The sequence below is a fragment of the Streptomyces sp. URMC 123 genome (assembly GCF_051386515.1).
Taxonomy (GTDB): Bacteria; Actinomycetota; Actinomycetes; order Streptomycetales; family Streptomycetaceae; genus Streptomyces.
Genome location: NZ_JBPQTV010000372.1, coordinates 1 through 5761, shown reverse-complemented (window position 1 = coordinate 5761; position 5761 = coordinate 1). Strand labels below are relative to the sequence as shown.

Annotated in this window: 5 protein-coding genes and 1 pseudogene; 1 reads left to right on the top strand and 5 read right to left on the bottom strand. The window is 75.8% G+C overall.

Features of this window, described 5'->3' with window-relative positions; genetic code table 11:
* Positions 1-541 (top strand): annotated as a pseudogene (locus ACSNOD_RS27470) (serine/threonine protein kinase); the annotation flags it as partial.
* A 136-nt stretch (positions 542-677) separates the two neighbouring features.
* Here ACSNOD_RS27470 and ACSNOD_RS27465 read toward each other — a convergent pair.
* The 5 genes from ACSNOD_RS27465 to ACSNOD_RS27445 all read right to left on the bottom strand — a co-directional run.
* Positions 678-1244 carry a bacterial proteasome activator family protein gene (locus ACSNOD_RS27465; protein ID WP_436769766.1) on the bottom strand — a complete coding sequence of 189 codons (567 nt, stop codon included), beginning with the start codon at positions 1242-1244 and terminating at the stop codon, positions 678-680.
* Positions 1245-1439: 195 nt separating this feature from the next.
* On the bottom strand, positions 1440-2081 hold the full coding sequence (locus ACSNOD_RS27460) for a hypothetical protein (RefSeq protein ID WP_436769765.1): 642 nt from the start codon (positions 2079-2081) through the stop codon (positions 1440-1442).
* Between the two features lie 215 nt (positions 2082-2296).
* A complete protein-coding gene (locus ACSNOD_RS27455) occupies positions 2297-3274 on the bottom strand; it encodes an NAD(P)H-quinone oxidoreductase (protein WP_436769767.1) in 978 nt (325 codons plus the stop codon).
* Between the two features lie 36 nt (positions 3275-3310).
* Positions 3311-4381 carry a potassium channel family protein gene (locus ACSNOD_RS27450; protein WP_436769764.1) on the bottom strand — a complete coding sequence of 357 codons (1071 nt, stop codon included), beginning with the start codon at positions 4379-4381 and terminating at the stop codon, positions 3311-3313.
* Positions 4378-5761 (bottom strand): molybdopterin molybdotransferase MoeA (locus tag ACSNOD_RS27445; RefSeq protein WP_436769763.1); only part of this gene is annotated, 1384 nt, incomplete at its 5' end. The genes ACSNOD_RS27445 and ACSNOD_RS27450, both read right to left, overlap by 4 nt.

Here is a 5761-nt window from a genome sequence, read left to right as displayed (position 1 = left end):
GGCTGCGCCGCCCTCGCACCCGATGGCGCCGCAGCCCGGCCCGGGCGGCGCGCCCGGGGCGGGCGGCGGCGGCAGGAGCAACACGCCGGTGATCGTCGGGGCGATCGTGGTGGCGCTGCTGGCGGTCGGCGGCGTGATCGCCGCGGTGCTGTCCCAGGGCGACGACACGGTCACGCCACAGGCCGACCGCGGCTCGGCGAGCCCCTCGGTGTCCACGTCCCAGGCCGCCCCGGTGTCGGGCGTCGGCGGCTTCAAGGGCCCGGACCGGACGAAGACCATCGAGGCCAAGGAGTGCACCGAGGCCCGCAAGTCGTTCAAGGACGAGTCGAAGCTCCGGGTGCCCAACTTCCAGTACAAGCACATCGACTCGGTCAAGGAGTGCCTCCAGAAGGCCGGCTGGAAGTACCGCGAGATCCAGAAGAACGAGAACCTCTGGGGGCAGGGCGCGGTGCTCTCGCACACGTACGACGACTACGACGAGCCGTTCGACCCCAAGACGGACACGATCGAGCTGACGGTGTCGACCGGCAAGCCGGAGTAGTTCCTTCCGTCCTTTCGGCAGAGACGTGACAGGGGCCGGGGCGCGCGCTCGATGAGCGTGCGCCCCGGCCCCTGTTCCGTGGTCCGTGGTCCCGTGGCCCGCTATCCGTTGTTCCCGTTCCCGGGTCTGCGGGTGCTCACAGATACGGGCCCGAGCGGGCGTCGCCGCGCGAGGACGGGCCGTGGTCGCCCTCCTCGCCGGCGACCAGCCCGGCCGGCAGCGCCCGGCGCATCTGCTCCAGCTGGGCGCGGGCCGCCATCTGCTGGGCGAAGAGCGCGGTCTGAATGCCGTGGAAGAGGCCCTCCAGCCAGCCCACGAGCTGGGCCTGCGCGATGCGGAGCTCCGCCTCGGTGGGCACGGTCTCGTCGGTGAAGGGCAGCGAGAGCCGCTCCAGCTCCTCCACCAGCTCGGGCGCGAGCCCGTCCTCGAGCTCCTTCACGGAGCTCGCGTGGATCTCCTTGAGCCGGACCCGGCTCGCCTCGTCGAGGGGAGCGGCGCGGACTTCCTCCAGAAGCTGCTTGATCATGCTGCCGATGCGCATGACCTTCGCGGGCTGTTCGACCATGTCCGTCACGGGGACCTCGCGCGACTCGTCGTCGCCTCCCCCTGCGCGGGAGGCGGCGTTGCCGAGAGCCATTCCGTCCGGGCCCACGACCAGGACCTGAGGACTCTCCTGCGACCGTTCCTTGCTCGGCATCTCCATGCAAGCCATTCTCTCGTACACGCGACTCGTGACCGTTGTGCCCCCGGATTTCGATGATCCACCCTCCGCCGGGCGGCGTAGCCGAGCGGGGCGCTCGGGGCGGGAGCCCGGGAGCGGGCGCGCGCCCCTGCTGGGGGGCATACGGGGTCGCCGGCGTGCGGGGTTACGGGCGCACGGCCTTACGGGCTTACGGGCTTACCGGCGGGGCGCGCGGCGGCGCGGTGCGGAGGGGCCGTCGCGGCGCAGCCGCATGCGTAGGGCGAAGAAGCCGAGGCCGAGGCCCATCAGGGTGAGCCCCGTGCCCAGGGGCAGCACGGTCGGTACGTGGTCGTCGCTCGCGCGGTCGGCCACCTCGCGGCGGATGCCGGGGCGGGTGTCGCTTCCGGCATCGGCCCCGGGGTCCGCGGCCGGGGCGCTCTCCGCGGGGCCGGCGGGCTCGTCCGGGGCCTCGGGGGCGCCCGTACGGGGGTCCGCGGCCTCCGCCGGGCGGTCGGGGTCCCGCGGGACGTCGCCGGGCGCCTCGGGGTCCCGCGCGTCCCGGGCGTCGGGCGCGGCCTGGTCGGCGGGGTGGGCGGCCGGCGGGTCCTCCGGGCGGCCGGGGCGCTCCCGGCCCTGACCGGCGCGGTGCCCGGCCAGGGCGCCGTCCGGGTGGCCGTACGTCCGTACGGAGGGCGAGAGGCTCTCCGGCGCGGCGGGGGTCGCGTCCTCCGCGTGGGCCGGGGCCCCGGACAGGGGGCAGAGCGCCGCGGCGGCCAGCAGGCCCACCAGGGCGGGCCTGCGGAACGCCGAGGGCCCGGTCAGTGCCGGGGCCCGGCGGAATGCCGAGGGGACGGCCACGGGGCACCCTCCCGTGTCGGGGGATCACGTCGTCGCCCTCAGCGTCACACGGGCTGTGCGTGGCCGCATGCGGGCGGCTCGGGGGGCGGCGGGTGCGGCCCGGCGCCGGGTGCGCCGGGTGGTGGCCGGTGCACCGGGTGGCCGGCTCTCTGGGCGCCCGGTCCTCCGCGTGGCCAGGCTCCGGCCGGGCCCGCGCGCCCCCGCCCCGCGGCCGCTCACACCGTCAGCAGCACCTTTCCGACCTGCTCGCCCGCCTCCAGGACCCGGTGCGCCCGCGCTGCCTCCCGCATCGGAACGGTGCGGTCCACGATCGGCCGCACCCGCCCGGCCTCGATCAGCGGCCATACGTGCTCCCGCACCGCCGCGACGATCGTCGCCTTCTCGCCGAGCGGCCGCCCGCGCAGCGAGGTCGCCGTCACCGCGCCGCGCTTAGCGAGCAGCGCGCCGAGGTTCAGCTCGCCCTTGACCCCGCCCTGGAGCCCGATCACGGCGAGCCGGCCGTTCACGGCCAGCGCCGTGACGTTCCGCTCCAGGTACTTCGCCCCGACGATGTCGAGGATGACGTCCGCCCCGGCGCCGTCCGTGGCCTTCCGCAGCTCCTCCACGAAGTCCTGCTCGCGGTAGTCGATGAGGATGTCGGCGCCCAGCTCACGGCAGCGCTCCAGCTTCCACGGCGCCCCGGCCGTGACGGCGACCCGCGCGCCGATCGCCTTGGCCAGCTGGATCGCCATGGTCCCGATGCCGCTCGCGCCGCCGTGCACGAGCAGGGTCTCACCCGGCCGGAGGTGGGCCACCATGAAGCAGTTCGACCAGACCGTACAGACGACCTCGGGCAGTGCCGCGGCCGTGACCAGCTCGACGCCCTCGGGGACCGGCAGCAGCTGCCCCACGGGGACGACGACCTTCTCCGCGTAGCCGCCGCCGGCGAGCAGCGCGCACACCTCGTCGCCGACGGACCAGCCCGAGACGCCGGGCCCCAGGGCGGCGACGCGGCCGGAGCACTCCAGGCCGGGGTACGGGGACGCCCCGGGCGGCGGGTCGTAGAAGCCCTGCCGCTGGAGCAGATCGGCGCGGTTGACGGCGCTGGCCACGACCTCGACCAGCACCTCTCCGGGACCGGGTGTGGGGTCCGGGACCTCCGCCCACACGAGGGCGTCGGGTCCGCCGGGTTCGGGGATGGTGATCGCATGCATCGGCATGCGGGCGAGGCTACTCCTGCGCGTGAGCCCCTACCCCCCGTTGTCGTCCCGGCGGGCGGCCCGCACGATCGTGATCACTCGGTCCGTCGCCTGCAGGGGGCTGGCCTTGGGGTCGTCGTACCCCAGCAGCCGGTGCCCCCGCAGTACGGAGACCACGAGGTCCTCCGTCTCCCGTACGGACTTGCCGACCTCCGACTTCACCACCGGTCGCTCGATCATGTCGAGCCCGGTGCCCTGCTGGATGAGGTCCTCCAGGACCGTGCCCGTACTGGGGCTCAGTACGGACAGACCCAGCAGCCGTCCCGCCGCGCTGGCGCTGGTGATGACCGCGTCCGCGCCGGACTGCCGCAGAAGCGGAGCGTTCTCCTCCTCCCGCACCGCGGCGACGATCTTCGCGCCGCGGTTGAGCTGGCGGGCCGTCAGCGCGACCAGTACGGACGTGTCGTCGCGCTGCGGGGCGATGATGATCTGCCGGGCGCGCTGCAGTTCGGCGCGCAGCAGGACGTCGCTGCGGGTGGCGTCGCCCACGACCCCCGCGTAGCCCTCCAGGTTGGCCGCCTCGACCGCCTTCTGGCTGGGGTCGACGACGACGATCCGCTCCTTGGGGAGCCCCGAGGCGCGCAGCGTCTGGACGGCGGACCGCCCCTTCGTCCCGAAGCCGACGACAACCGTGTGATCGCGCAAGGCGGCCCTCCAACGCGTCAGGCGCCACTGCTCACGGGTGCGCTCGGTGAGGACCTCGAGCGTGGTGCCGACCAGGATGATCAGGAACAGCACGCGCAGCGGGGTCACCAGCAGCACATTGCAGAGCCGGGCCGTGTCGCTGTGCGGAACGATGTCACCGTACCCAGTGGTGGAGAGGGTGACGGTGGAGTAGTAGACGGCGTCGAGGAAGTCCACGGAGCCGTCGGCGTTGTCGTGGTAGCCACCGCGGTCCGCGTAGACGATCAGTACGGTCGCGACGAGCACCAGCAGGGCCATCAACAGCCGCCGCGCGACCTGCCGGAGCGGGCCGACGGTGAGCGTGCGGGCGAGCTGCACGCGGTGCGTGGCGGCGTCCGCGGCGTCGCGGGCGACCGCTTCGGGGCTGGGCCGCCTCATGCGGCACCTCCCCGGCCACCGCTGGGACGACCGCCGGACCGGCGCCCGGCCGCTCCACCGGACCCGCCGCCGGAGCGACCGCCCGTACGGCCGCCTGTGCGGCCGCTGGAGCCGGGCGTGCGGCCCGAGCCGGGCGTGCGGCCACCGGGGCGTGGCGGGCGGCCGCCCGGGCCGGGCGGGGGGCCGTCGTCGCGCCCGCCGGAACGGCCTCGCGGCGTGCCGGGGCCGCCCGCGCCGGGCAGCCCGAGAATCCGTACGGGCCGCCCCGCCTCGACCCCCTGCCCCGGCGGGATCACGGCCATCGCGTCGGCTGCGGCGACCCCGCGCAGCATGGCGGGGCCGGAGAACCGCAGCGGCACGGCGTGCCCGGCCCCGGGCAGCGCGACGGGCACCAGCCGGGTGTCGTACGGGTGCGCGGCGACGGGGTGCGTCAGTACGGCGGTGGAGAGCGGTTCGCCCTCGCCGTACGGGCCGAGGGCGTCGGGGCCGTCACCGTACGGACGGAAGGCACCCGGCCCGGCCCCGTACGGATCGAAGGGCGCGTCGCTGCCGCCGTCGCCGTCGCCGTACGGATCGCGGCGGCCGGCCAGGGACCGCAGCAGGGGCTCGGCGAGGGTCAGCAGCCCGGAGACGGCGGCCAGGGGGTTGCCGGGCAGCCCCACCAGGTGCCGGCCGGGGGCGAGCCGGGCGAGCAGCATCGGGTGCCCCGGGCGCACCGCCACGCCGTCCACGAGGAGCTCCGCCCCCGCGCTCAGCAGGGCGGGGCGCACGTGGTCGACGGGGCCCGCTGCCGTGCCGCCCGTGGTGACCAGCAGATCTGCGGAGCTGGTGGCGATGGCGGTGCGCAGGGGCTCGGCCTCGTCGCCGAGGTGGCGGGCGCGGATGACGTCCGCGCCGAGGAGGCGCAGCCAGGGGTCGAGCATCGGGCCGAGCGCGTCCCGGATGCGGCCCTCGCGCGGCAGCCCGCCGTGCGCCAGTTCGTCGCCGAGGATCAGGATCTCGACCGTGGGGCGCGGGGCCACCATCAGGCCGTCGTAGCCGGCGGCGGCGGCCAGGCCCAGGACGGCGGGCGTGATCAGTACTCCCGCCGGCAGCAGCCGGTCGCCCCGGCGGCACTCCTGGCCGCGGGGGCGGATGTCCTGACCGGGCGTCACGGGCTCACCGGTGGTCGGGTACAGCCAGTCCTCGTCGACCCGCCGCCGCACCTCGCCGTGTTCGGTGCGCAGTACGGCAGTCGCGCCCGGCGGCACGCGGGCGCCGGTCGCGATGGGCACGGCGTGGCCGTCGGCCAGCGGCTCGACGGCCTCCTGGCCGGCGAGGATGCCGCGGGGGGCCACGGGTCCGCGCACGGCGGGGGTCGTGATGGTGGTGCGGCGGCGC

Excerpts from the sequence above, each read along its gene's own strand:
- ACSNOD_RS27450 (WP_436769764.1), bottom strand. The coding sequence starts at position 4,381 with ATGAGGCGGCCCAGCCCCGAAGCGGTCGCCCGCGACGCCGCGGACGCC.
- ACSNOD_RS27465 (WP_436769766.1), bottom strand. The coding sequence starts at position 1,244 with ATGGAGATGCCGAGCAAGGAACGGTCGCAGGAGAGTCCTCAGGTCCTG.
- ACSNOD_RS27455 (WP_436769767.1), bottom strand. The coding sequence starts at position 3,274 with ATGCATGCGATCACCATCCCCGAACCCGGCGGACCCGACGCCCTCGTG.